The organism is Algiphilus sp. (assembly GCF_965216485.1).
GTDB lineage: Bacteria > Pseudomonadota > Gammaproteobacteria > Nevskiales > Nevskiaceae > Algiphilus.
On sequence record NZ_OZ244162.1, the window covers coordinates 272,793 to 293,486 of the forward strand.

19 protein-coding genes are annotated in these 20,694 nt (G+C 66.0%); 12 read left to right on the forward strand and 7 right to left on the reverse strand.

Annotated elements, in window-relative coordinates:
* Positions 1-85 precede the first annotated feature (85 nt).
* The 6 genes from ACOOFO_RS01220 to ACOOFO_RS01245 all read left to right on the forward strand — a co-directional run bounded on the left by ACOOFO_RS01220 (position 86) and on the right by ACOOFO_RS01245 (position 7,075).
* Entirely contained in the window at positions 86-502 is a 417-nt protein-coding gene (locus ACOOFO_RS01220; RefSeq protein WP_420427843.1) for a YkgJ family cysteine cluster protein, read from the forward strand.
* A 27-nt stretch (positions 503-529) separates the two neighbouring features.
* A complete protein-coding gene (locus ACOOFO_RS01225; protein WP_420427844.1) occupies positions 530-1,432 on the forward strand; it encodes a LysR family transcriptional regulator in 903 nt (300 codons plus the stop codon).
* A 77-nt stretch (positions 1,433-1,509) separates the two neighbouring features.
* Positions 1,510-2,901: a proton-conducting transporter membrane subunit gene (locus ACOOFO_RS01230; protein WP_420427845.1), complete on the forward strand. Its 1,392-nt coding sequence runs from the start codon at positions 1,510-1,512 to the stop codon at positions 2,899-2,901.
* Positions 2,894-5,179 carry a DUF2309 domain-containing protein gene (locus ACOOFO_RS01235; RefSeq protein WP_420427846.1) on the forward strand — a complete coding sequence of 762 codons (2,286 nt, stop codon included), beginning with the start codon at positions 2,894-2,896 and terminating at the stop codon, positions 5,177-5,179. Before ACOOFO_RS01230 ends, ACOOFO_RS01235 begins: the two co-directional genes overlap by 8 nt.
* Positions 5,176-5,538: a DUF190 domain-containing protein gene (locus ACOOFO_RS01240; RefSeq protein ID WP_420427847.1), complete on the forward strand. Its 363-nt coding sequence runs from the start codon at positions 5,176-5,178 to the stop codon at positions 5,536-5,538. The genes ACOOFO_RS01235 and ACOOFO_RS01240 overlap by 4 nt, the downstream gene beginning before the upstream one ends.
* A 7-nt stretch (positions 5,539-5,545) precedes the next feature.
* Entirely contained in the window at positions 5,546-7,075 is a 1,530-nt protein-coding gene (locus tag ACOOFO_RS01245) for an NADP-dependent isocitrate dehydrogenase (RefSeq protein ID WP_420427848.1), read from the forward strand.
* Between the two features lie 39 nt (positions 7,076-7,114).
* Here ACOOFO_RS01245 and ACOOFO_RS01250 read toward each other — a convergent pair whose 3' ends face one another.
* Positions 7,115-7,885, reverse strand: coding sequence for a zinc-dependent peptidase (locus ACOOFO_RS01250; RefSeq protein WP_420427849.1), 771 nt, complete (start codon positions 7,883-7,885; stop codon positions 7,115-7,117).
* Between the two features lie 4 nt (positions 7,886-7,889).
* Positions 7,890-10,091 (reverse strand): DNA helicase II, encoded by a 2,202-nt coding sequence (gene uvrD, locus ACOOFO_RS01255; RefSeq protein WP_420427850.1) that lies wholly within the window; start codon positions 10,089-10,091, stop codon positions 7,890-7,892.
* A gap of 131 nt (positions 10,092-10,222) precedes the next feature.
* Here uvrD and ACOOFO_RS01260 point away from each other — a divergent pair, with 131 nt between their 5' ends.
* Positions 10,223-11,128, forward strand: coding sequence for a DMT family transporter (locus ACOOFO_RS01260; protein ID WP_420427851.1), 906 nt, complete (start codon positions 10,223-10,225; stop codon positions 11,126-11,128).
* A gap of 37 nt (positions 11,129-11,165) precedes the next feature.
* On the opposite strand, the gene ACOOFO_RS01265 is transcribed toward ACOOFO_RS01260, so the two are convergent.
* Positions 11,166-11,750 carry a uracil-DNA glycosylase family protein gene (locus ACOOFO_RS01265; RefSeq protein ID WP_420427852.1) on the reverse strand — a complete coding sequence of 195 codons (585 nt, stop codon included), beginning with the start codon at positions 11,748-11,750 and terminating at the stop codon, positions 11,166-11,168.
* Positions 11,751-12,083 (reverse strand): DMT family transporter, encoded by a 333-nt coding sequence (locus tag ACOOFO_RS01270; RefSeq protein WP_420427853.1) that lies wholly within the window; start codon positions 12,081-12,083, stop codon positions 11,751-11,753.
* Positions 12,084-12,171: 88 nt separating this feature from the next.
* Between ACOOFO_RS01270 and ACOOFO_RS01275 the strand changes: the two genes are divergently transcribed.
* The 5 genes from ACOOFO_RS01275 to ACOOFO_RS01295 are packed head-to-tail and all read left to right on the forward strand — an operon-like array spanning position 12,172 to position 17,807.
* A complete protein-coding gene (locus ACOOFO_RS01275; protein ID WP_420427854.1) occupies positions 12,172-13,545 on the forward strand; it encodes a DUF2868 domain-containing protein in 1,374 nt (457 codons plus the stop codon).
* Positions 13,542-15,020, forward strand: a complete 1,479-nt coding sequence (locus ACOOFO_RS01280) for a GTPase/DUF3482 domain-containing protein (RefSeq protein ID WP_420427855.1) — start codon at positions 13,542-13,544, stop codon at positions 15,018-15,020. The genes ACOOFO_RS01275 and ACOOFO_RS01280 overlap by 4 nt, the downstream gene beginning before the upstream one ends.
* Positions 15,010-15,954, forward strand: a complete 945-nt coding sequence (locus ACOOFO_RS01285) for a glycosyltransferase family 2 protein (protein ID WP_420427856.1) — start codon at positions 15,010-15,012, stop codon at positions 15,952-15,954. The genes ACOOFO_RS01280 and ACOOFO_RS01285 overlap by 11 nt, the downstream gene beginning before the upstream one ends.
* A 30-nt stretch (positions 15,955-15,984) precedes the next feature.
* Positions 15,985-16,917 carry a glycosyltransferase family 2 protein gene (locus ACOOFO_RS01290; protein WP_420427857.1) on the forward strand — a complete coding sequence of 311 codons (933 nt, stop codon included), beginning with the start codon at positions 15,985-15,987 and terminating at the stop codon, positions 16,915-16,917.
* Positions 16,914-17,807, forward strand: coding sequence for a hypothetical protein (locus ACOOFO_RS01295; protein WP_420427858.1), 894 nt, complete (start codon positions 16,914-16,916; stop codon positions 17,805-17,807). The genes ACOOFO_RS01290 and ACOOFO_RS01295 overlap by 4 nt, the downstream gene beginning before the upstream one ends.
* 33 nt (positions 17,808-17,840) lie before the next feature.
* On the opposite strand, the gene ACOOFO_RS01300 is transcribed toward ACOOFO_RS01295, so the two are convergent.
* The 3 genes from ACOOFO_RS01300 to ACOOFO_RS01310 form a co-directional block, all read right to left on the reverse strand.
* On the reverse strand, positions 17,841-18,782 hold the full coding sequence (locus ACOOFO_RS01300) for a glycosyltransferase family 2 protein (protein WP_420427859.1): 942 nt from the start codon (positions 18,780-18,782) through the stop codon (positions 17,841-17,843).
* A 122-nt stretch (positions 18,783-18,904) separates the two neighbouring features.
* Positions 18,905-19,762 (reverse strand): glycosyltransferase family 2 protein, encoded by an 858-nt coding sequence (locus ACOOFO_RS01305; RefSeq protein ID WP_420427860.1) that lies wholly within the window; start codon positions 19,760-19,762, stop codon positions 18,905-18,907.
* Positions 19,763-19,773: 11 nt separating this feature from the next.
* A complete protein-coding gene (locus ACOOFO_RS01310; protein ID WP_420427861.1) occupies positions 19,774-20,613 on the reverse strand; it encodes a class I SAM-dependent methyltransferase in 840 nt (279 codons plus the stop codon).
* Positions 20,614-20,694: the final 81 nt, after the last annotated feature.

A 20,694-nucleotide genomic window follows, 5' to 3' on the forward strand; every position in this document is an offset into this window, starting at 1 on the left:
TCCATGCATGCACTTGCCGAGCACCGCGCGGCCGGCTATAAAGCGCGGGCCGCGCATCTGCCGGCCTGCCCCTTCCTTGCCATCGATGAGCGCTTCCCACCCGTGCCTGCGTTGCGGCGCCTGCTGCGCGCACTTCCGTGCCTCCTTCTACTGGGCCGAAGCCGACGACGCCACGCCGGATGGCGTACCGGTTGCCATGACGCGCAAGCTGACGCCGCATCTCCGCGTGATGCGCGGGACCGAAGGGACAACACCGCGTTGCGTTGCGTTGATGGGCACCATCGGTGAGGCCGTGCGCTGCACCATCCATCCACGTCGCTCGACGGTATGCCGCGACTTTCCGCCCTCCTACGAGGATGGCGTTGGGGATCACAATCCACGCTGCGACGCCGCGCGCGCCGTCTGGGGTTTGCCGCCGCTCACCCCGGAAGACTGGGATGCCCCTGCCCCGACTGGCGCCCCGGAAGTACCGCCGCTGCCGCAGGTGGCTCAGGCATCATGAGCCTCGTCCTGTTGCCGGTAGGTGTGCGTGGCCCAGATCGATACCGCCCTGCTGCGAACCTTCGTCCACCTTGCGGATAGCCGCAGCTTCTCGCGCACCGCTGAAAGCATTGGACGTTCGCAGTCCTCAGTCAGCACGCAGATCCGAAAGCTCGAAGACACGCTCGATGTCCAGCTTTTCGCCCGTGATCGGCGCAATGTCCGGCTGACGCCAGAGGGCGAAAAGCTGCTCGGCTATGCCGAACAGATCCTGCGCCTCTCCGATGCGATGTTCGAGCGTTTCCGTCAGCCCGAGGTCAGCGGTGAAGTGCGCTTCGGCTCACCCGAGGATTTCGCGACGCACTATCTGCCCGAGATCCTGGCCGCCTTCGCGGACGCGCACCCCGATGTCTTTCTGCATGTCACCTGCGACCTGACCCTGCGCCTGATCGAGCAACAGCAGGGCGGCGCCCTTGACCTCATCATCATCAAACAGCATCCGGACGCACCGGCCACCGGGGCGCAACCGCTGTGGCGGGAGGCCTTGGTCTGGGTGGGAGGCGGCTTTCTGGAGCCCGGGATGGCAATGCGCGACGCCGCCGCCCGCTTCCCGCACGGGCGGGACTACCTTCCCTTGGTGGCTTCGCCGCCGCCTTGCGTGTATCGCAGTCGCGCCATCGAGGCACTGGACGCCGCCGGCATGGAGTGGACCTCGGTCTACGCCAGCCCCAGCTTTGCCGGCACTGTGGCTGCGGTGCGCGCCGGCCTGGGCGTGACCGTGCTGCCAGCCTCACTGGTTCCGGAAGGGCTGCTCGCCTTCAGCGAGAAGGACGATTGGCCGGCGCTGCGCGATGCCGAGATCAGCATGGTGGCCCGCACCACTGATCTGCCCGCGGTCGATGCCCTCGCCGCCTTCATCCGCGACCGCATGAGTTATCGGAAAAACAGATAAGTCCTATCGAAAAAATTCGATTTACTTATTCACTACGAGACCGGAAGATGCGGACATCCGGATTCTGGTGCGTGCCCATGCCGAAACACCTCATCTGGCCTGGCTGGCTGCTTTTCCTCGCCCTGTTCGCCCTTGCAGTACTGCGCTACCCCAGCGTCGTGCAGCTCGCGGGGCTGCGACTCGATGCGCTGTTCTGGCTGCTGGCCCCTTTCATCGCCTTTGTGGGCGCCAACGTCGCCCATTTCGCCGCGCGCTACATGGATGGCGAAGCCGAGGCACAGCGCTTCTGGTGGCGCCTCGCCGCCCTGCTGTTGACTGCCCTGCTCCTGGTGGCGGCCGACCACGTGCTGTGGTTCACCGCAGCGTGGACCGCCATGGCGTGGTGGCTGGCCGATCTCATCGGCTATCGGCGCAACCAGCCTGCTGCGCGTGCGGCCGGCCGCATGGCCCGCCGCTGGCTGCTCGCTGGGTCTCTCGCTATGGGGGTGGGTCTGCTGTGGCTGAGCGTCGCCGCCGGTACCGCGTCCCTGGTGGAGATTGGCCAGCACGCCAGTGCGCAGGCCCCGCCGCTGGCACCGCTGCTGCTGGTGATCCTCGCCGCGGTGATTCAATGTGCGCTGCCACCGGCCAGCCGCTGGCTGATGTCGTCGATGACCGCCCCCACGCCGGTATCGGCCCTGATGCACGCCGGCATGGTCAATGCGGGCGGCATTCTGGTGCTGCGGCTGGCGCCACCTTTGGCCGAAGTGCCGGGGCTGCTGCACGCCGTCTTCGTCGTCGGCGGACTCTCGGCGCTGCTTGGCAGCCTGTTTGCGCTGGTGCAGAGCGATATCAAGCGCACGCTGGCGGCCTCCACGGTGGCCCAGATGGGCTTCATGATCGCGCAGTGCGGTTTGGGGCTGTTCGGTGCGGCGGTCGCCCATCTGATGCTGCACGGCCTGTACAAGGCCAGGCTGTTCCTGGGTGCAGGCAACGCCGTGCTGGCCACTGCACCGACACCGCGCGCGCGACCTGCACCATGGCTGTGGGCCGTCATATTGCCGAGCGCACTCCTGGCAGCAGCCGTCTTTGCCCAGGTTAGCGGCAAGCGGTGGGACGATACCGGGGCGATCCTGGTGCTCTTCGCGGCCGTGTGCGCGGTGCGCGCCGCCTTCGCGGTGGCCACGGCGCAGCAGTTATCGGCGGGCACGCGCAGCCTTGCCATTCCTTTGCTGCTGCTGCCCGGCGCCGCGGTCTACGGCGCCATCGTCGCTGCCACCGATCACCTGCTGGCGCCGCTGGGACTGGCGGATTTCGCGCAGCCACTGCATGCCGCACACGGCGTGGTGGTGCTGGCGTTCGCCGCCGTGGCGCTGTGGGACCTGAGCGGGCGGCTGCGCAGCTCAGCGCGGGTCTATGCCTGGGTGCGCGCCGCCTCGGCACCGTCCTTTGCCACCATTTCCCCGCACCGGAGTCTGCACGATGCCTGAGCGGGCACGATTGATCGGTGAAGTTGAGGTGGCAGCACGCTCGCTGTCACCCTACTGGCCCCTTCCCGGATTCGTTGCCATCAACCCGCTGCGCGGCTGGGAGGACCGCCCCTTCGCAACCGCAGTGGCCACCGCCACACGCTATCAGGGTGGCCGCGGCTACTGGGGCGCTACCACCGAGCGCCTCGCAGATATTGACGCGCGCTGGCAGTCGGGCAGCGCCGAGGTCAACCGCCACCTCATCCAGGCACTCACGGCCTTCTGCGATCAGGGCCAGGCAGCGTGGAACATGCCCAACCGCCATCAGGGCCTGTATCGCGCCTGGCGCGCCGTGGCGCAGCACGACCCGCTGCTGCGCAGTCGTCGGCGACTGCGCACACTGCCGGATGCAGCACTGGCCTGCGTGCAGACGCTGACCGCCGATACCGCCGCGGGAGAGGCACGCATCGAGCGCCTGCGTGGCCACCTGCACGCGCTGCCTGGCTGGGCCTCCTTCGTGCGCTGGCGCGCACAGCGCGACAGCGACCCCTGGCAGCAGCATGCGCCGGTCACGGTGGTCGATTTCCTGGCCGTGCGCATGGCGCTATGTCATTGCCTGGACGTGGCGCCTGCCGAAGCCCTGGCGCATGCGCCGACGGTGGAGGATGGCATCGAGCAACTGCGCGCACGCGAGGCGCGCTGGCGGGCACCGCTGCTGCAACAGCTGGGCGCCCGCGCCCTCCCTGCGCCTTCCGACAAGCCCGCCACGGCGGCGCAGCTCGTGTTCTGCATCGATGTTCGCTCGGAGGTCTTGCGCAGACATATCGAAGCAACGGGGCCCTACGAAACCCTGGGTTTTGCCGGCTTCTTCGGCGTGCCGATGGCGTGGCAGGCGTTGGACGAATCCGATGCCGTTGCCTCCTGTCCGGTGCTGGTGGACCCGCAGCACCTGGTGCGCGAGCACGCCCATCAACGCGGCGGCAAGGCCATTCGGCAATGGCGCGGAAGACAGCGCTGGCGCCAACTCGGCAAGCGCCTGGCCGACAGCCTCAAGTCTGGGATTGCCGCCTCCTTCGCCTATGTCGAAGCCAGCGGCTGGGCCTTCGGGCTGTCCATGGCACAGGCCAATCTCGCACCACGCCGTGAACGGCCGCAGGCGCAGCCACCGAGTACCGCCACCCATATCCGCGTGGCCGAGAGCGACGGCCACGGCATCGCGCACGATCAGCAGATCTTCTATGCGGAAGCCGCGCTCAAGACGATGGGTCTGATTGCGGATTTCGCGCCGCTGGTGGTGCTGTGTGGCCATGGCGGCGAAACCGTCAACAACCCCTATGCCCGGGCACTCGACTGCGGCGCCTGCGGTGGGCAGTCGGGTGGGCCCAACGCCCGCGTCCTGACGCAGATCCTGAACCAGCGCCGTGTGCGCGCAGCACTAGCCACCCGTGGGATCGACATCCCGGAGACCACCGTCTTCCTGGCGGCCGAACACAACACCACCACCGATGAGGTGCGCCTGCTCGATGCCGAGGCCGTGCCACCTGACCATGCCACGGCCCTGCAGCAACTGCTCGCGGACCTGGCGCAGGCGCGCCGCCACGCCGCTGCGGAGCGCTGCCGGCAGCTACCGAATAGCGCCGGCGACCCGGTGGCGGTGGTCGAGCAGCGCTGCAGGGACTGGTCGGAAGTCCGCCCCGAATGGGGACTTGCCGGCAACGCCGCCTTCCTGGTGGGTCCCCGCTGGCTGAGCGCAGATCTGGACCTGGAGGGGCGGTGCTTCCTGCACTCCTATGACTGGCAAAGCGATGGCCGCGGCAGGGCGCTGGAGATCATCCTGACGGCGCCGATGGTGGTCGCCCACTGGATCAACAGCCAGTACTACTTCTCCACGGTCGACACCCAGGTTTTCGGCGCCGGCTCCAAGACCACCCAGACGGTCGTGGGCCGCCTCGGTGTTCTGCAAGGCAATGGCAGCGATCTGATGACCGGCCTGCCGGAACAATCCGTGCTGCGACCAGATGGCCAAGCCCAGCATGAGCCACTGCGCCTGCTGACCGTGGTGCACGCGCCCCCGGAGCGGATCGAATCCGTGATCCAGCGCAATGGCGTGCTGCAGCGGCTGTTCGACAATGAGTGGGTGGCGGTGGCGGCCATCGACCCCAGGAGCGGCGATGTCCGGCAACGCCAACCCGGCGGAAGCTGGTTGCTGCATGCTGCAGAAGAAGCGGGAGCTGCATCCACTTCACCGTCTCCATCCGCTTCCAGCCACTCAACCTCTGTCAGCGAGCACGCGCTATGAACACCGACCAGGACATCGTCTTTCACGCCGTCAAGAAGATCGAGATCATCGTGCACGGCGACGAGGAGCATTTTGTGCGCGAACTGCTGGAGTCATCCGGCAGCACCGGCTATACGATCATCCGTGACATCGCCGGCCGCGGTGCGCACGGCTTCCACGAAGGCCGCCTGCTGTTCAACGAGGAAGACAGCCTGATCATGTTCGTGGCGGTAGCCAGCCCCGACACCATTCGTCGTGCCGCAAGCGGTCTCAAACCGCTGTTCGAACGCGAGTCCGGCGTGATGTTCGTTTCCGATGTCCAAGTGGTGCGCCTGGAACGCTTCGTTCGCGACGGCGCAATGTACGGACCACAGAACTAGGTTTCCGATGAAAGACGTCATGCAGGACACGGCGCGCGACGACGCTGCGGACAAGGGAACAGCCGCCATCACGGTGGCACACGGCGATGGCATCGGACCCGAAATCATGGAGCAGACGCTGCGCCTGCTCGATGCCGCCCACGCACGTATCAGCGTCGAGGAGATTCGCATCGGCGAGACGCTCTACCAGGAGGGCTACAGCTCGGGCATCGCCCCCGAGGCCTGGGACACGTTGCGCCGCAATCCGGTCCTGCTCAAGGCGCCGATCACCACGCCGCAGGGCGGCGGCTACAAGAGCCTGAACGTCACCATCCGCAAAACCCTGGGCCTGTACGCCAATGTGCGCCCGGTGCGCGCCTTCGCCCCCTTCGTGCCGAGCGCCCATCCGGCCATGGATCTGATCATCGTGCGCGAGAACGAGGAGGATCTCTACGCCGGCATCGAGCACCAGCAGACCGCCGAGGTCGTGCAATGCCTGAAGCTGGTGTCGCGACCGGGCTGCGAGCGGCTGATCCGCTATGCCTTCGAACTGGCACGTCGGGCCGGTCGCCGCAAGCTCACCTGCATGACCAAGGACAACATCATGAAGCTCAGCGATGGCCTGTTCCATCGCGTCTTCGATGAGGTGGCCACGGAGTACCCAGAACTGGAGACAGAGCACTACATCATCGATATCGGTGCGGCGCGCCTTGCCGCCACCCCGGAACGCTTCGATGTAGTGGTCACCATGAATCTCTACGGCGACATCCTCTCCGACATCGTGGCCGAGATTGCCGGTTCGGTGGGCTTGGGCGGTTCGGCCAATGTCGGCGACACCGTTGCCATGTTCGAGGCCATCCACGGCTCGGCACCGGATATCGCCGGTCAGGGCAAGGCCAATCCAGCCGGGCTGATGCAGGCCGCCTGCCTGATGCTGACGCACCTTGGCCAGGCCGAGACCGCCTCGCACATGGGCAATGCCCTGCTGCGCACCCTCGAAGACGGCATCCACACGGCGGATCTGGGCCATTCAAGCCACACCAAGCGACGGGTCGGGACAAAGGCCTTCGCCGACGCGGTCATTGCCCGGCTGGGCGAGTCCCCGCGCCATCTTGCCTCCTTCCCCCCAGGCGACGACCGCGGCCCGATCCAGGTCCGGACGCGCGCGGCTACCAAGCCGAAGAAGCAGCTGGTGGGCGTCGATGTCTTTCTGGATTGGGACATGCCCAACCGGCAGGCGGCGGTGCTGGGCAAGGCGCTGGAAGCACTGACCGGCGACGAGTTCCAGCTAAAGATGGTCACCAACCGCGGCGTCAAGGTCTACCCGGGCGGTTTTCCCGAAACCTTCTGCACGGATCACTGGCGCTGTCGATTCGTATCGTGTGCGGCGCGACTGTCCGATGACGGCAGCACCATGCTGGAGTCTAAGCCGTTGGCACCGGAATGCATTCCGGCGCTGCTCCTGCGCATCGCCCAGGCTGGTTTCCACTGCATCAAGACCGAGCATCTCTACGAGTTCGACGGCGAGCGGGGCTACTCCCTCGGACAGGGCGAGTAGGCACGCGGCCTTGCTTGCACTTTGAGCCGACGCCGGCGCTCAGCGCAGCGCCGGCGGGAAAACGAGCCCCTTGGCTTCGAAACCGAAGTACTCGGCCAACAGCCGGTACAGCGCCGGGTGTACCGCATCCAGTGCCTCGGGGCGCTGGAAGAAGGCCTCGACGGCTACCGCGAAGAACTCGGCGGGCCCTTCCAGGGCGTAATCGTCCAGTACCGGCGACGCCGCCTGCTCGAAGTCTGCCCACGCTGCCTGCATGGTGTCGGACCAGCTCCGCGTCGGCGCCCCCACGGGCGCACCCTCGCCGCCGCTCATCGCATCAAGCTGGTGGGCGAACTCATGGACCGCCACGTTGTGCTCGGCGCCAGTGAGCGCCGCCTCGACCTCGTCCCAGGCCAGCAGCACGCGGCCATTGTCTTCGGACAGCCCGCTGTGCAGCACCTCCTCATCAGACACCAGACCGGCTTCGTCGGGGAAATCCTGCGGCACCCAGAAGGGGGCCGGATAGACCAGCAGGGCCCGCAGCTGCGGCATCGGTCGCCTGACGCGCAGGCACAGCAGCGCCGCCAGGCCGCACAACATCGCCGCCATGCGGGGGCTGAGTTCGAGACCATCGCAGCCATGCAGGTGCAGGCGTTGCAGCAGTTGCTGGGTATGCGCGAGGTGGCGATCGCGCTGGGCGGCTGTCAGCAGGGCGCGCCAGGGCAGAGATTCATCCAGCCAGACCTGCAGTGGGCGATCGGCGATGCGGCTGCGACGCCGCGCCCACCAGGCTGCCAGGCTACTGACGCCGTTTGAGCGCTGAGCTGCCACGACGTCACAGCGGCTCGAGGCGCGCCATCGAGGCGATCAGCCACTTGCTACCGCTGTCGGCAAAGGCCACCTCGACACGGGCGCGCTCACCCTCGCCGTCAAAGGCCGTGACCGTGCCTTCGCCGAAGCGTGCGTGGCGCACGCGGGCCCCCAGATAGAGGCCGGTCTGCGGAGGCGGCGCATCCGAAATCAGCGGCCGCGGCGGCGCGGCGCTGGCATAGCTGTCTGCGAAACGCCCCGCCAGCCGCGGACGCACCACCCCGGCACGGGGGCGCAGTTCATGCATGCTCTCGCTCGGCAGCTCGCGCAGAAAGCGGCTGGGTGCGCACAGATTCTCGACGCCATGGGTACGTCGTGCCTCGGCGTGCGTGATGTACAACTGCTCGCGGGCACGCGTGATGCCGACGTAGCACAGCCGGCGTTCCTCTTCGAGACTGCCCTCGTTGACCGCCCGCTGATGCGGGAACAGCCCTTCTTCGACGCCGACCAGGAAAACGAGCGGGAATTCCAGTCCCTTGGCAGCGTGCAGGGTCATCAGGTGCACGCAATCCGAGCCTTCGCCTGCCTGCTGCTCGCCCGCCTCGAGCGCGGCATGGGTGAGAAAAGCGGTCAAGGGATCAAGATCCGCAAGCACGACATCGTCGCCCTCGAAGGCCTTGGCGGCCGAGATCAATTCGTCGAGGTTGTCCAGACGCGCCTGTCCGGCCTCGCCCTTTTCCTTGCGGTAGTGCTCGCGCAGACCGGCTACGTCGATGACCCGCTCGATCATTTTGGATAGCGGGGTCGACTGCGACTCGCCGGCCAGCTGTTCGATGAGTTGGCAGAAGGCCCGCAGCTTGCCGGCCGTGCGCCCGATCACGCTCTCGGCCTGGGCGGAGGCGGCCCACAGGCTGGTACCGGCGTCGCGCGCGGCGGCACGCAGCTTTTCCAGCGAGGTGGCGCCCACACCGCGTGGGGGTGTACCGAGGGCGCGCTCGAAGGCAGTATCGTCGTCGCGATTGGACAGCAGCCGCATCCAGGCCAGGGTGTCGCGGATTTCCATGCGCTCGAAGAAGCGCAACCCGCCGTAGATGCGATAGGGAATGCGCTGCTGCACGAGGCGCTCTTCCAGTACGCGCGACTGTGCCGAGGTGCGGTAGAGAATCGCCATCTCGGTGTAGGCCCGCCCCTTGGCCGACTCTGCAGCAATGCGGCCTACGACGAAGTCCGCCTCGTCGAGATCGTTGAAGGCGGTGTAGACCTGGATCAGCTCGCCCTCGCCGGCGTCGGTCCACAGATTCTTGCCCATGCGCTCGGCATTGTGCGCGATCAGGGTATTGGCGGCGTTCAGAATGACGCTGGTGGAGCGGTAGTTCTGCTCCAGCCGGATGACCTCCAGATCGGAGTAATCGCGCTGCAGCTTGGTCATGTTCTCGACCTTGGCGCCGCGCCAGGAGTAGACCGACTGATCGTCGTCGCCGACGCAGAAGACGATGCCCTGCTCGCCCGCCACCAGGCGCAGCCAGCGGTATTGCAGCGTGTTGGTGTCCTGGAACTCGTCCACCAGGATGTGCCGGAAGCGCTGGTGATAATGGGCGCGCAGGTCGGCGTTGTCGCGCAGCAGCTCAAAGGCACGCAGCAGCAACTCGGCGAAATCCACCAGCCCGTTGTCGTCGCAGGTGCGCTGATAGGCGCTGTAGGCGCGTACCAGTGCGCGCTGGGCGATGTCGCCGCTGTCGCTGAAGTCCTCCGGCCGCAGCGCATCCTCCTTCTGCTTGTTGATCCAGCCGGCCACGGTCTTGGGCGGCCAGCGGTCCTCGGGCATGTCCAGGCCGCGCAGCACGCGCTTGACCTGGCGCACCTGGTCATCGGCATCCAGTATCTGGAAATTCTGCGTCAGGCCGGCATCCTTCCAGTGCAGTCGCAGCATGCGATGGGCAATCCCGTGGAAGGTCCCCACCCAGAGCGAACGCACGGGGATGTCCAGCAAGGCCTCGATCCGCCCGCGCATTTCGGCGGCCGCCTTGTTGGTGAAGGTCACCGCCAGTATGGAGTGCGGCGAGACATCTTCGGCGGCGACCAGCCAGGCGATGCGGTGGGTCAGCACCCGGGTCTTGCCCGATCCGGCACCGGCCAGTACCAGCCGGTGGGCCGGCGGCGCGGTCACTGCCTCGCGCTGGGCCTCGTTGAGTTCCGCAGTCAACAGGCGCGGATCGAATTCGGACATGGGCTTGCAACGGGGAGACGGAGACGACATTGTAACGGTCGGTTCGGGACTGGCCGACCGCCTGCGGCCCTCTTTTTCGCGTGCACATGCGCGCCCGACGCCGCCTCCCCCATTCGCCCCTCTGGAGCCCCATGGCTACGCGTGCGATCCCCTATGTGCTTCTGGCCAGCGCCTTCGTGCTGCTCTGGAACTCTGGCTTCATCGGTGCCGAATACGGCCTGCCCTACGCCGGCGCGCTGACGCTGCTGTTCTGGCGCTATCTGGCGCTGACGCTGCTGATGCTGGCCTGGGTCATTGCCCGGTCAGAGCCGTTGCTGCCCGATCGCGGCGAGGCCTTCCACGCCACCTGGACCGGCATTCTGGCGCACGCCGTCTGGCTGGGTTGTGCGCTGGGCGCCATCGAGGCCGATGTGCCGGCTGGCATCGTCGCGCTGGTGGTGGCGCTGCAGCCCTTGCTGACCGGGGCACTGTCGGGCGCCATCACCGGCGAAGGCACCAGCCCACTGCAGTGGGTGGGGCTGAGCGCCGGCTTCTGCGGGGTCGCCGTGGCGGTGATCGCCCGTATGCAGGGCGACCATGGTGCACCGCTCTGGGCCTACGTACTGCCCTTTGGCTCGGTCGTGGCCATCACCATTGCCAGCCTGTCACAGCGCCTGCGCACACACAGCGGACGCCGGCTCCCCATGGGCACCTTGCTGCTCTATCAGAGCGCCGGTTCGGCGGTGGCGCTGCTGATCCCGGCCCTGCTGCTGGAAGGGCTGCGTACGCAGTGGACCCTGCCCTTCATCGCAGCACTGGGTTGGGTCACCGTGCTGGTGTCGCTGGGCGCCTATGCCTTGATGTGGGTGTTGCTGGCCCGCGTCGACGCCACCCGCGTTGCCAGCCTGTTCTACTTCGGCCCGCCGGTGACCATGCTGATGGCCTGGCTGGCCTTTGGAGACGCGGTGCTGCTCACCGACTGGATCGCCCTCGCGATCACCGCCGTCGGGGTGGTGCTGGTGCAGCGTGCACCGGCAGCGCGAGTACAGCCTGGCTGAGGCGCACAACGGCTCGGGCGCAAATCGGTAGCCGCGTTCAGTCCATGAGTGTGGCGACGCGGGCGCGCAGCGCGGGGAGAACCTCGGCCTCGAACCAGGGGTTCCGGCGCAGCCAGCGCTGGTTGCGGGGGCTGGGATGGGGCAGCGGCAACTGCTGCGGCCACACTTGCCGCCAGGCGCGAACGCATTCAGTGACCGTGACCGGGGCCTCCGGCAGATGCCAGGCCTGGGCGTAGCGGCCGATGACCAGCGTCAGGGCGATCTGCGGCATTGCAGACAGCAGCGGCTGCCGCCATGCCGGCGCGCACTCGGGCCGGGGCGGCAGGTCGCCATTCTTGCCGGTACCCGGGTAACAGAAGGCCATGGGCACGATGGCGATGCGCGCGGCATCGTAGAAGCGCTGCCGGTCGATGCCCATCCAGGCGCGCAGGCGTTCGCCGCTGGGGTCGTCAAAGGGCAGGCCGGAGGCATGCACGCGCCGGCCCGGCGCCTGTCCCGCGATCAGGATGCGGGCGCTGGCGCTGGCCTGCAGCACCGGCCGCGGCCCGTGCGGCAGTTGCGCGCGGCAACGGTCACAGGCGCGCACCCGATCCAGCAGACCTGCCAATGTATCAACAGACATTCAGCGCACGACCGTGTCCGAGAAGCGAAAGATGACGCCTACGCCGACAGCGATGAAGGCAATGCCCACCAGCGCTGCCGCGTCGAGCTTCTGCCCCATGATCAGCCAGCCGATCAATGCAATCAGCGCCATGCCTGCACCACACCAGACGGCATAGGCGACACCCACGGGAATGACGCGCAAGGTGAGCGCCAGGAAGTAGAAGGAGCAGCCATAGCCGACCACCACGATGAGCGAAGGAATCAGCCGGGTGAAGCCGTCCGTCGCGCGCAACGCCGAGGTTGCAATCACCTCGCAGATGATTGCCAGTCCGAGGAAGAGCCAATGCCACATGCGCCAAAGACCCAAGCAGGAAAGCCGCATGATGCCAGTGGCGGCGCCGACCCAGGGTTCAGTAAGCCGGCTTTTGTATAGTCGGCAGATGGCTCGACGCGCATCCCGTATCCGACTGACGGATCACTGTCTCGCCGAGCGCGTATGCGCACGTGAGGAGGCCGCCGGTCACCCCGAGTACAGCCCCGAGGCGGATGCGCAGGCGCGCCTGGCCGGCGGTGATCTGCGCCACCGCATCCTGGTGCGGGCGCGCCATCTTCCGGATGCACCCCGCCAGCGCGCCACGTTGCGACGCAACGCCCAGGCCCTGCTGGGTCTGAGCCTCTTGCTCGCCGTGCTCTTTGCGATGGCGGGCGTGGCCGCAGCACGCGCGGCCCTGATTGCCAGCGGTCCGGTCAGCATTCCCCTGGCCCTGGCGCTGGTCACGGGGCCCAGCCTGCTCGCGCTGTTGCTCTGGCTGCTGCTCTTGCTAGGGGGACGGGGCCGGATCGCAGCGGCGGTTCCCGGCATGCTGGCGTCGCTAGGCACGCGCGTGGCAGCCCGATGGTCCGCCGGGCCGCACAAGCGCGCGCCCTGTCTGCGCAGCCCCGCCGGACCCTGGCTGCTGAGCAGCACCATGCATCTGGCGTGGCTGGCCTATCTCGTCAGCGCATGGATCACGCTCGCCCTGCTGCTCAGCGTCCGAAGCTATGGTCTGGCGTGGGAAACCACGCTGCTCAGTGACGCGAGCCTGCACCGCCTGGCCGAGGTGCTTTCGCTCGGCCCGGCCCTATTCGGCGTTGCAGGCGCGGAGTCGCTGCCACTGCGCGGACCGCTGCCCGACACGGCGCGCGAGGCCTGGGCGGGCTGGCTGCTGGTGGCCGTGGCGCTCTACGGCCTGCTGCCGAGGGCGTTGGCACTTGTCATCACCCTGGTGATGCTGCGGCACGGTGTTGTCGGCGCCACGCGCGACCTCCACCGCCCCGGCTACGCACGCCTGCGCGAGCGGCTGATGCCGGCGCATCGGTCGGCCGAGATGGGCACCGCCCCCGCGATGACCTCGAACGACCGCGGCCCATCCAACGACACGCCCGAGGCAGTGCAGTGGGATGACAGTCCCCGTCTGGTGGTGGCCGTTGAGACCGCGCCAGGTTCGCCGCCTGCGCTGCCGGCAGCGTGGCAGTGGCTCGGACGGGTGGACGACCTTGAGACACGCGACCGGATACTGGCGCAGATTCGCGCCAAAGGAGACCAGGGTTTGGTCATGCTGGTACGTGGCGCCGCTGTCGTGGACCGCGGGACGAAGACCCTGTTGCGGGAGCTGGTCGCGGCCACCTCGGGGCCCGGCGCGTTGATGCTGCTCGGTGGAGCCTCTGCAGCGCGTCTGCGCGACTGGCGCCAATGCGCGGCGGAATTGCAGATCGCCTGCGGGCACTGGCCCGGTGACGGGCCGCCTTCGGCGAAGGGAGGCCCGACCCCATGACACAGGAAGGCGCACCGCCACGCATTGCGGTCGTAGGCCATACCAATACCGGCAAGACCTCTTTGCTGCGCACCTTGGCACGCGAACCCCGCTTTGGCGAGGTGGACGATCGACCGGCGACGACGCGCGTGGTCGAAGCCATCGACCTGCTCGATGCCGAAGGGACGGCGATGCGGCTGTTCGACACACCCGGTCTGGAAGACGCCTTGTCACTGGCTGCGCAACTCCACGCTGAAATGGCCCCGGGCGACGATCCGGTGCCGCATATCCAGCGCTTCGTGGACGGCGATCATGACGACGGCCGCTTCGAGCAGGAAGCGCGGGTCCTGCGGCAGATGCTGCACAGCGACGCGGCGCTGTACGTCATCGATGCGCGCGAGCCCATCCTGCCGAAGCACCGCGCGGAGCTGCGCCTGCTGGCGGAGTGCGGCCGCCCGATCCTGCCGCTGCTGAATTTCGTGGCGGCGCCCGGAGCCCACCCTGACGCGTGGCACAGCCAGCTTGCACACAGCGGGCTGCACTGGGTGCGGGCCTTCGATACCGTCGTCTTTGATCTTGCGGCAGAAGAGCAGGTCTTCCAGGCACTGGCGGCCTTGCTCCCGCCGCACCGTGCAGGTATCGAAGGTCTCGTCGCGCACCGGCGTGCCCAGCGTCAGGCCCAACTGCAGGCCGCGACCCATGCCATTGCAGCGCTCCTCGTGGATGCCGCCGCCCTGCGCGCCGTCGTGCCACAGGGTACGGAGGATGCCCCCGTCCGAGAAGGACTTCGCACGCGGCTGCGCCAGTCGGAGGCCGCCTGCACTGCGTTGCTGCTGGAGCTGTTCGCCTTTGAATTGGGCGCCTATCAGCCGCCGACGCTGCCACTCAAGGAAGGACGCTGGCATCTTGATCTCTTTGACCCCGAAACCGCAAAAGTGCTGAGCAAGCGGGGCGGATCGGGCGCTGCCGCGGGGGGCGCGGCAGGCATGGGCGTGGACCTTCTCAGCGGCGGCCTCAGTCTCGGTACCGGGACCTTGGTGGGTGCCGCCGTAGGGGCCCTCTTCGGGGTGGGCGACGATCTCGGCCGCGCCATGCTCGACCGCGTGCGGGGTCAGCACACCTTGATGGTGGAGACCGAGACCGTGCAGATCCTCGCGCACCGCCAGCTGCAGTTGCTGGCGGCGCTATTGCAGCGCGGGCACGCCAGTCAGCACGCCATCGCGCTCGCCGAGGATCGAGACGCGCTGCCCGCGATCGACCGTCTGCTGCGGCGCGCCCGCGCGCATCCGGAGTGGTCACGGCTGAATGACCCGGACCATGCCTCGGCCGCAGCCGCGCGTGCCCGTGACGCGCTGGCGGCCGCGCTGGAGGCGTCGCTGCGGCAACCCATGCTGGTCCAGGAGGGGCAACGCGCCATCCATGCTGACGGCGGACCGGTACAGTACGGGCCTACGACCGAACCGAAGCCGCGCAAGCGGGCCGAACATGACGAGTGACGCCATTCCAGAGTGCGAGGACGCACCTTTTCTCGCCCGCAATGCCAGCGGCACTCTGTTGCGGCTTGCCGCGGGAGGAATGCTGCCCGCACGCTGGTTTGCACCACCGCCGCCGCCGGCTTCGGATCGCGCGGCCCGGCGGGGCCTGCTGTCGCTGGAGGTGGTCAGCCATTGCTGGCAGTACAGCCGCTTTCTTGCCTATCAGCTGAGTGCACTGGCCCAGTTTCCGCCACAGAAATTGCGCGTGACCATGACCGTGTTCTATGCCCGGGAGGACACGCAGACGCAGGCGTTGCTCGACTTCTTTGCGCAGCAATCGGTTCCGAATGTGACCTGGAACTGGCAGACCCTGCCCAAGGCATCCTTGTTCCGTCGCGGCATCGGCCGGAATCTTGCGGCGCGCGCCACTACAGCTGACTGGATCTGGTTCACCGACTGCGATGTGATGTTCCGTGCCGGCTGCCTGGATGCGCTGGCCGAGCAGTTGCAGGGTCGTACCGAGGCGCTGCTCTATCCGCGCGAAGAACGGGTGACTCCCTTGCTGAGCGAGGATGATCCGGTCCTGCTGCGCAGCGCGCAGGGACCGGCGCTGGTGGAGGTGGACGACCAGAACTTCACCACCCGCCGCATCGACCGGGCGACCGGCCCCCTTCAGATCACGCACGGCGACGTCGCCCGCGCCTGTGGCTACTGCCCGACGCTGCGGCTCTACCAGCAGCCGGCGGATCATTTCTGCAAGGCCTACGAGGACCGCGCCTTCCGCTGGCTGCTCGGCACCCAGGGCGTCGGCATTGACGTCCCGAATGTCTACCGCCTGCGCCACGCCACCAAGGGGCGCTATCGCGCGGGCTCCACGTCCGGCCAGTTGCGCGGCGCGATCCGACGCGCCAAATCATGGCTGAGCGAACGCATCGCCACGCCACGCGCACGCTGAGCCCCGCCCCGAGTTCGACGCGAGTACCGCATGCAAAGCATTTTCGTCTTCTCCTTCAATCGCGGGCCCTATCTGGAGAACTGCATTGCCTCCATCGCGCACTGCGCACCGGATGCAGAGGTCACCATCTATGACGACGCCAGTGATGACCCGGAAACACTGCGCGTGCTGGAGCGCCTGGAAGCGCGCTGCCAGATCATCCGCCGGACGCAGTCGACCAAAGCCCGCCACGGCAGCCTGTACGACAATATGCAGACCGCGTTGGATTCGGTGCGCGATGGGCGCGTCATTGCCTTTCTGCAGGACGACACGCAGATGATCCGGCCGCTCGAAGCGGCCGACCGTCAGTTCGTTGCACAACATTTCGAGCGCCACCCGGACGCGGCCTTTCTGGCCCCGGTCTTCTTGCGCGGCACGATCCGGCCCAAGCGGCTGGCGCAGTTCGAGTACGACGCCGAAGCGCAGGTCTATCGCTTCGTACAGGATGGACAGAAAGTGGCCGGCACCTACTACTCGGATATCGCGCTGCTGCATACGGGTCGGCTGCACGCTGTGGGCTGGCGCTTCCACGGCGACGAATTCGCGAACGAACTGCAGGCACAGCACCATTTTGGGCGCATGGGCTATCTACGCGATCCCTTCGCCATGTGGGTGCCCAATGCCCGGGCCTATCGCAATCGCAGCAAGACCCTGGCCTTCCGGCTCGGCGAGCATTTCAGCCGTTCCGGCTTGTATCCGCTGCGCATCCTCGACACCGAAGCCGTTGCGGCCATGCGCCAGCGCGATGCCGCCACCGACAAGCCGCTGCCGGAGCGCTTTCTTCACCTTGCGGAAGGCAGCCTGCCGGAGCCCTGGCCCTTCAACCCGCTCAAGCGCTCCCGGCTACTGCGCCGCTTGAACGAGTTCGAGGAGTGGCTCAAGCGGCTGCGTCGCAAAGCCTCGGAAGACGCCGCGCAGCCATGAGGCTCTTTGTCTTTTCCTACAACCGCGGCCCCTTTCTGGCCAACTGCATCGACTCGATTGAGCGGCTGGCACCGGAGCATCCGCTGACCGTGGTGGACGACGCCAGCGATGACCCCGAAACACAAGCCGTATTGTCCAGAGCGGCACAGCGACATACCGTCATCACCAGCGAAGCACTGTCCGGCCACAAGCACGGGGGCTTGTATCCGAATATGCAGGCTGCCTTCGACAGCGTGGCCGATGCCTCGATGTTCTGTTTCTTGCAGGACGACACGCAACTGGTGCGGCCACTCACACGCGGTGATGAAGCGTCGCTGCATCAGCAGTTCGACCGTGCGCCCACGCTGGGCTTCATCTCACCCGCCTTCATCCGCCAGATCTCGCTCAAGCACGCCGTAGATCGCGATTTCCGCTTCGACGAGGCGCTGGATCTGTGGTTCTGGCATCCGCAGCGACGCAGCACTGGCGCGTACTACTCGGATCTTCTCATCGCGCGCAGCGACCGGCTGCGGGCTGTGGGCTGGCGCTTCGAGAGCGGGGAATCCACCAACAATCAGCAGGCACAGCGTCACTTCATGCGCATGGGCCGGCTCCGCGTGCCCTTCGCCATGTGGCTGCCCAACGGACCGGCCTTTCGCGGCAAGCAGAAGTCCTGGGCCTTGCGCTTTGCCGAGCGGCGGCGCCAGTGCGGCCTGTATCCGCTCAAGGATCTGGCAGCAGAAGCCGAGGCGCGACTGCGTGAAGGCACCCCACCCCCGTTGCCCATTGCCGAAAGCTTTCTTGACGTGCGCGGGGAGCGTCGCCTGCCCGTACCCTGGACCTATGACCCCATGCAGGGACAACGCTGGCTCAAGTGGATGGATCGTTTGGCGGGGCGCCGGGGCCAATGAATGCAGGGTGATCGATAAGACGGGGCAGCGACATCATGACGACATTTGCCAGTATCTGATGAGGGCCTTTTCACCCAGGCGCGTTCCGAAGAGACGGTGAATGGCGGTGTACTTGGACGGCCAGTGCCGTCGGTAGTCACGGGGAGAAATGGCACGAGCAAACGCCAATGCCGCGTGCGCGTCCGCCAATTGGCCCAATTTTGCAGCGGATTTCGCAATCCGCATTGCGCGAAACGCGAAGGCAACATCCGTGCGCTCGGAACGGCCTATTGATTGACGCGTCCATTCGATCATATCGAGCTCCTTTCGAACAAAGTCACGCGTCTTGAACTTTTTGTTGGTGATGCGGCCAGCGTCACTTCTTCGATGTGCACAGTAGACGGCCTGCTCGTGGAATAGGAATTGTGCGCCCGATGCCGCGAGCCGAATATGGAGATTCCATTCCTGGTTCCAAGGGAACCGCTCGTCAAAGCCATTTACTCGCTCAAGCAAGTGCCTCCGGTGCAGCGGGCCCGAGGTCAGAATGTTTTGGATGATCAGGTTGGGGACTTGACCGCCGCCATCTCGCTGGCATCCGTGCCGTCGCTTTTGCCCCGCATCCGCGAGCACATACCAACCGCCCACGTGAATCTGCTCGGGCCCCAACTGATTGACCGCCTCGACCTGCTCAGTCAAGGCATCCGGCAAGAGTTCGTCATCGGCGTCCAGGAACTTGACGAGCGGGGCCTTCGTGGCCCTTAAACCGGCATTGCGTGCAGCGGCGGCACCGCGATTCGGTGTCGAGATGACTTGTACCTCGGAAAATGCTTTCGCACGATCGACCGAGCGATCCGTAGACCCGTCATCTACAACCACTATCTCCATGCTCAGCCCTGGCTGCGTCACCACGCTGCTCAAGGCGCGATCGATATGGTGCTCTCCGTTACAACAAGGAATGACCACCGCGACGTCGGCGACGTCTCCAGAGCCAATCATTACACTTTTCCCGGTCTATATTTCTATAGTCGATTGCGCTACCCCGGATGCATCACGAAGTGCGGCAAACGACAACAGCAATCTATCACTGATAGCTGGAAACACCTCGCCCCGAAAAGGCGCTACTTCACCATTGCGGAGTCGCGGTCGGGTTGGTAGCCCGTCTCGAGTAATTCGGCAATACCATGATCGGTGCGTGCAGCGCGCGACCGCTCGCGCTCGATCCGCAGCTGTTTGTTGGCACTGACAACGCTGTTGTCGCGGTAGCCACGACTGTGATCCAGGTGGACGCAGATGGCGTTATAGCGCACGTGGCGCGGTTTGACGCCGTGATTGCGCAGACGCACACCAAACTCGCGATCAAGGCCACCCCAGGCCATGCGCTCGTCAAAGCCATTGACAGCAATAGTGTCGTCGCTCCAGGCCGAGCCGTTCGCCCCTTTGAAATTGCAGCGGGTGGTGGTCAAGAGATTGAAGAGGGCCGCCCGCCGCGGCGGAGCGACCAGTTTCAGGTTCTTGCGATTGCGCTTGAGTCCATGGGCGCGCAGCCAGTCCATCTCGAAGCAGCGCCCGGCCAGGATGTCATCACGGGTGATGGCAAGGCTCGTCTCCATCGGCAGCTTGCAGTAACTGCCGGACAGGTAGTAGCCACGCTCGGCATTGCGTGCGTGCTCGGCGAGAAAATCCGAGCGAAGGATGCAATCTCCATCGGTGAAGACAAGGTACGGCGCGTCGGCATGCAGGATGGCCTTGTTCAGGATGCGACACTTCTGGAAGCCTTCGTCCGGCTGCCAAACGTGAAGCAGCTCAAGCCCGGTCTCGGCGCGCATCCGCTTGAGCAGATCCGCCGTTTCCCTGGTGGAGCCATCGTCGGCAATGATGACTTCGAAATCGCGATGTTGCTGGGTATACAGGCCCCACAGCACCTTCTCGAGCCAGATCGGGGAGTTGTAAGTGGTGATGATGACCGACAGTCGCATTGGAGGAACTCTCAATCGTGCCGAGCCGCCTGAAGTGCGGCGTCGCTCTGCCCAAGGTAGATAATGATGGCCCCCTTTTCGAGGGGGATCCGGCGCTGTACACCGCCAAACTCCTTCAACCATTGGGCAACCATCTTTTTCTCATCGGGACGGTCTGCGTCATCGACGAGGATGATGCAATCCTGAGACAGAAAGGGTGCCAACAAAGGGAGCGCTGGGTAACGGCTCATGGGGCAGGTTGCTGAGGGTGGCCCATCAACAATGAGTAAATCGATGGGCGGGCATTCGAAATTCTTCGGAAGCGCATACCAACGATAGGACCCTTGTGAAAGCTCCACTGGCTGTAGAGGTGCATCGACAACCCGAACCTGGGAATCAAGCCCGCGGACCCGAAGACGCGCTCTTGTCTGCTCGGCATACATTGGATCGTGGTCAAGCGAAGTGAGGTGAGTACCGCTATCTGCAGACAACATCTCGGCGAGAAAGACTGTCGATAGTCCACTACCCAGCTCCATGACATGCCTTGGCCGATGTGACTTCAGCGTTTCGCCGATCAGGGCGACAAAATCAGCTGAGGCTGCCCAGCCCCCAGAGGGTGGCAAGGGCATGGCTTGGCGGTCGATCAGCCGCCGAACGTCCATTGCCGCCTCGAACTGCCCTCGAAGCGTGACTAACCCGCGATTGATATCTTTGAATAGCTTGCGTGTTTCGCGCTCTCGCACACCTGCGTAGACCACAGCGGCAACTGCAGATACCAGCAGTCCCCACGACATTGGTATCCACACATAGGCTGCAAGTCCCACGAGGAATCCAGCGGCACAAAGCGCACGCATATTTCGATACTTCTTCACATCACCCCCGAAAGCAGCGGGGGACACGTGGTGCCACCACCCGCAACGCAGCATGAGCATAGTCATGCACATGCAATGAAA